At 68.3% G+C, this 4,619-nt stretch carries 3 protein-coding genes and 1 pseudogene; 3 read left to right on the plus strand and 1 reads right to left on the minus strand.

Annotated features, from left to right (window positions below; all coding sequences use genetic code 11):
• The first annotated feature begins 171 nt into the window (after positions 1-171).
• Positions 172-1,250, plus strand: a pseudogene (hisC, locus tag AB8Z36_RS29940) (histidinol-phosphate transaminase).
• A 52-nt stretch (positions 1,251-1,302) separates the two neighbouring features.
• Here hisC and AB8Z36_RS29945 read toward each other — a convergent pair.
• Complete coding sequence (locus AB8Z36_RS29945; protein ID WP_369216520.1) at positions 1,303-1,695, minus strand: cyclophilin-like fold protein; 393 nt, start codon at positions 1,693-1,695, stop codon at positions 1,303-1,305.
• Between the two features lie 281 nt (positions 1,696-1,976).
• Between AB8Z36_RS29945 and AB8Z36_RS29950 the strand changes: the two genes are divergently transcribed.
• Together AB8Z36_RS29950 and cydB are read left to right on the plus strand one after the other, a co-directional pair.
• Positions 1,977-3,518, plus strand: a complete 1,542-nt coding sequence (locus AB8Z36_RS29950) for a cytochrome ubiquinol oxidase subunit I (protein WP_369216521.1) — start codon at positions 1,977-1,979, stop codon at positions 3,516-3,518.
• Positions 3,519-3,537: 19 nt separating this feature from the next.
• Entirely contained in the window at positions 3,538-4,542 is a 1,005-nt protein-coding gene (gene cydB, locus AB8Z36_RS29955; RefSeq protein WP_369216522.1) for a cytochrome d ubiquinol oxidase subunit II, read from the plus strand.
• The last annotated feature ends 77 nt before the right edge of the window (positions 4,543-4,619 follow it).

Here is a 4,619-nt window from a genome sequence, read left to right on the forward strand (position 1 = left end):
CCCCCGCCGTACGAAAATCCCGCCCTCGCCGTACGAGGAGGCCGCCTGGCCCGTACGAGGGAGGCCGCCCCGCCCGTACGAGGATCCCGGGAGGCCATTCGCAGCGGCGCCGAATCCTCATAAGGTGAGCAGTATTCGAACTGTATGAAGACTGGCACGAGGAGGACCGCGGTGAGTGAGACGAGCCCGAGGCTGCGCGCCGAGCTGGAGGGGATTCCCACGTACAAGCCGGGCAAGCCCGCGGCGGCGGACGGTCCGGCGGCCTACAAGCTGTCCTCCAACGAGAACCCCTACCCGCCGCTTCCCGGCGTCATGGAGAGCGTGCTGGCCGCCGCCGGGTCCTTCAACCGCTACCCGGACATGGCCTGTACGGCCCTGATGAGCGAGCTTGCCGACCGCTTCGGGGTGCCCGCGTCGCACGTCGCGACCGGCACCGGCTCCGTGGGCGTCGCCCAGCAGCTCTTGCAGGCGACCGCGGGCCCGGGGGACGAGGTCATCTACGCCTGGCGGTCCTTCGAGGCGTACCCGATCATCACGCAGGTCAGCGGCGCGGCCTCGGTGCGGGTCCCGCTGACCGGGGGCGAGGTGCACGACCTGGACGCGATGGCCGCCGCCATCACCGACCGCACCCGCCTCATCTTCGTCTGCAACCCCAACAACCCCACCGGCACCGTGGTCCGCAGGGCGGAGCTGGAACGGTTCCTCGACCGGGTGCCCAGCGATGTCCTGGTGGTGCTCGACGAGGCGTACCGCGAGTTCATCCGCGACCCCGAGGTCCCGGACGGCATCGAGATCTACCGGGACCGGCCGAACGTCTGCGTCCTGCGCACGTTCTCCAAGGCGTACGGCCTCGCGGGCCTGCGGGTCGGCTTCGCGGTCGCCCATGAGCCGGTGGCCGCCGCGCTGCGCAAGACGGCGGTGCCGTTCGGGGTGAGCCAGCTCGCGCAGGACGCGGCCGTGGCGTCGCTGCGGGCCGAGGACGAGCTGATGGGCCGGGTCGGCGCGCTGGTCGGCGAGCGGACGCGGGTGGTCGAGACGCTGCGCGGACAGGGCTGGACGGTCCCCGAGACCCAGRCGAASTTCGTCTGGCTCGGCYCGGGGACCGAACGGCCGACTTCGCCGCCGCCTGTGAGCGGGCGGGCGTGGTGGTGCGGCCGTTCGCCGGTGAGGGGATGCGGGTCACGATCGGCGAGACCGAGGCCAACGACATCTTCCTCCGAGCGGCCGAGGCGTTCCGCAAGGAGCTCTAGCGCCTCGGGGCCCGCGCCCCGGCCACGAGCGGGCCCCGCGTGGCACTTGGCGTCAGTCCGCCCACTCGACGCGGACCGGGTCGCCGTCGCGCACCGTCGCCAGGGTCCGGGGGTCGCCGTCGACGCGGCCGAGGAGGTTGCACGGGCTCGCGAGGCGGCACTCGTCGCCGCGTGAGATGGGGGTCGGCCCGTAGGGGAGGGCGAGGGCGTCGCCGTCGGGCCAGAACGCCACGGTCCCGGGCTCGACGACCTGCTGGGCGCCGTCCTCGCGGGCGGCGCTCACGCCGGTGTCGAAGTAGACCTCCTCGCCCCAGGTGTGGGCGGTGGCCGCGAGCGGCAGGACCTTGTGCAGGGCCTGGGTCGTCGGGGTGTCCTCGATCGTGGCGGTCAGGTGCCCGGCGGGCCAGGAGATCCGTATCCGCTGCTGCTTCCGGTCCGTATGCATGGCGCGGATTCAACAATATGTTGAAGTTCTTGGGAAGGCCCCGGATCGCACGAGATCCGGGGCCTTCGCGTGGTGCGATCCGGGACTCACGACTGGGCCGACCGGACCTTCCCCGGATGTGACGCGAGAGATAGGGACCCCCCTTTGGATGCGTGAATGCAGTACGACATAATGCTTGTGAATGTGAACGCGTTCACAAGCGTGCCCCGGTTCATCCGGAGATCAGTGGGACAAGCGGTACAAATCGCTGCTTCGACCACGGCGAGTAAGGAGATGACGCAGTGGACCTGGCTCTGGCGCCGGAGACTCTGGCGCGATGGCAGTTCGGCATCACGACCGTCTACCACTTCCTGTTCGTCCCCTTGACGATCTCTCTCGCCGCTCTCACGGCGATTCTTGAGACCGCGTGGGTCCGTACGGGCAAGGAGCACTACCTCAGGGCGACCAAGTTCTGGGGAAAGCTGTTCCTGATCAACATCGCGATGGGCGTCGTCACCGGCATCGTCCAGGAATTCCAGTTCGGCATGAACTGGTCCGACTACTCGCGCTTCGTCGGTGACGTGTTCGGGGCGCCGCTCGCCTTCGAGGCGCTGATCGCCTTCTTCTTCGAGTCGACCTTCATCGGCCTGTGGATCTTCGGCTGGGACAAGCTGCCCAAGAAGCTGCACTGCGCCACGATCTGGATCGTCTCGATCGGCACGGTCCTCTCGGCGTACTTCATCATCGCCGCCAACGCCTTTATGCAGCACCCGGTCGGCTACCGGATCGTGGAGCGGGACGGCACCAAGCGCGCGGAGCTCACCGACTTCGCCAAGGTGCTCTTCCAGGAGACGGCGCTGGTCAACTTCTTCCACGTCATCTCGGCGGCCATCCTGGTCGGCGGCGCCTTCATGACCGGCATCGCCATCGTCCACCTGCGCAAGAAGCGGCACATCCGCACCATGCGCACCTCGCTGCGGCTCGGCCTGGTCACGGCCTTCGTCGGCACGCTGCTCACTGTGGTCAGCGCCGACACCCTCGGCAAGGTCATGTACGAGCAGCAGCCGATGAAGATGTCGGCGGCCGAGGCGCTCTGGGAGTCGGAGAAGCCGGCGCCGTTCTCGATCTTCGCGTACGGCGACGTCTCCGAGGGGCACAACAAGGTCGCCGTCGAGGTCCCCGGCGTCCTGTCCTTCCTCGCCAAGAACAACTTCCACGCCGAGATCCCCGGCATCAACGACCTCAACAAGGAGGCGCAGGAGAAGTTCGGGCCCGGCGATTACCGTCCCAACATCCCCACCGCCTACTGGTCCTACCGCTGGATGATCGGCTTCGGCGGGGTCTCGATGGCCCTGTGCACGGCGGGCCTCTGGCTGACCCGGAAGAAGTTCTGGCTGGCGCCCGAGCACCGCACGGGAGCGGACGAGGTGCCCAAGCTGATGCTCACCAAGAACACCGAGCTGGCCCCGAAGTTCGGCACGTGGTGGTGGCGGCTCTCGCAGTGGACGCTGATCTTCCCCCTCATCGGCACCGCCTGGGGCTGGATCTTCACCGAGACGGGCCGTCAGCCCTGGGTGGTCTACGGCGTGCTGCGCACCAGGGACGCGGTCTCGCCCGGCGTCTCCCAGGGCGAGGTGCTCACCTCGCTCATCGGGTTCACCCTGATCTACGCGGTCCTCGCCGTGATCGAGGTGAAGCTGCTGCTCAAGTACGTCAGGCAGGGTCCGCCCGAGCTGACGGAGGCGGACCTGAACCCGCCCACCAGGATCGGCGGTCCCGGCGCGGGCAAGGGCTCGGACTCCGACGATTCCGACGCCGACCGGCCCATGGCCTTCTCGTACTGAAGGAAGGAGCGACCAGGCCATGCAACTTCACGACATCTGGTTCGTACTGATCGCGGTCCTGTGGATCGGCTATTTCTTCCTGGAGGGCTTCGACTTCGGGATCGGGGTCCTGACCAAGCTGCTCGCTCGGGACCGGGTGGAGAAGCGGGTCCTCATCAACACCATCGGCCCCGTCTGGGACGGCAACGAGGTGTGGCTGCTCACGGCGGGCGGCGCGACCTTCGCCGCCTTCCCCGAGTGGTACGCGACGCTCTTCTCCGGCTTCTACCTGCCGCTGCTGCTCATCCTGATCTGCCTGATCGTGCGCGGCGTGGCCTTCGAGTACCGCGCCAAGCGGCCCGAGGAGCGGTGGCAGACCAACTGGGAACACGCGATCTTCTGGACCTCGCTGATCCCCGCGGTCATGTGGGGCGTCGCCTTCGGGAACATCGTGCGCGGCGTGCAGATCGACGCCCACAAGGAGTACGTGGGTTCCTTCTTCGACCTGCTCAACCCGTACGCGATCCTGGGCGGGCTCGTCACGCTGTCGCTGTTCACCTTTCACGGTGCGGTGTTCGCCGCGCTCAAGACCGTGGGCGACATCCGGACGCGGGCGCGCGGGATGGCGCTGGGCCTCGGGCTCGTCACGGCGGTGCTCGCGCTCGGGTTCCTGCTCTGGACCCAGGCGTCCAGGGGTGACGGCAAGAGCCTGATCGCGATGGTCGTGGCGGTCGTGGCGCTGCTCGGTGCGATCGGGGCGATCAAGGCGGGGCGCGAAGGCTGGTCGTTCGCGCTGTCGGGTGTCACGATCGCGGCGGCCGTCGCGATGCTCTTCCTGACCCTGTTCCCGAACGTCATGCCGTCGTCGCTGAACGAGGAGTGGAGCCTGACGGTCACCAACGCCTCGTCGAGCCCGTACACGCTGCGGATCATGACCTGGTGCGCGCTCATCGCGACGCCCGTGGTGCTGCTCTACCAGGGGTGGACGTACTGGGTGTTCCGCAAGCGGATCGGGACGCAGCACATCGCTGATGCCGCGCACTGAGTCGTCCTGGTGCGTCTCTGTGCCGCGCGCTGAGCCGTCCTGGTGCGTCTCTGTGCCGCGCGCTGAGCCGTCCTGGT

It is taken from the genome of Streptomyces flavofungini, assembly GCF_041028215.1.
Lineage (GTDB): Bacteria > Actinomycetota > Actinomycetes > Streptomycetales > Streptomycetaceae > Streptomyces > Streptomyces flavofungini_B.